This window comes from Corynebacterium sp. MSK073, from assembly GCF_030232085.1.
Classification (GTDB): Bacteria; Actinomycetota; Actinomycetes; order Mycobacteriales; family Mycobacteriaceae; genus Corynebacterium.
On sequence record NZ_JASPIY010000049.1, the window covers coordinates 1 to 329 of the forward strand.

Annotated in this window: 1 protein-coding gene; it reads left to right on the forward strand. The window is 54.4% G+C overall.

Going from position 1 to position 329, the window contains the following annotated elements:
- A partial coding sequence (locus tag QP970_RS11630) for a DDE-type integrase/transposase/recombinase (RefSeq protein WP_284869971.1) occupies nucleotides 1-329 on the forward strand: 329 nt, incomplete at both ends.

The following is a 329-nucleotide window of genomic DNA, read 5'->3' on the forward strand; positions in this document are numbered from 1 at the left end:
AAGCGGATGCGTCTGATGGGCATTGAAGGGATTTCACCGCGTGCTTTTGTGCCGGTGACAACGATTCAATCTAAGCGTAAATCTGCTCTTCCTGACCTGGTAAAGCGCATGTTTGATACCGGCGAGCTCAATCGAGTATGGATGTCAGACATTACCTACCTGCGCACCGGCGAGGGCTGGTTGTACTTATGCGCAGTTCGCGACGGTCATTCCCGCAGGGTACTGGGCTGGGCTATGGATAGCGTGCAAGATACATACCTGGTCGAACGAGCGCTGCGGATGGCACATACACTGCGTAGTGATGTTCCTGAGGGGCTGGTGTTTCACGC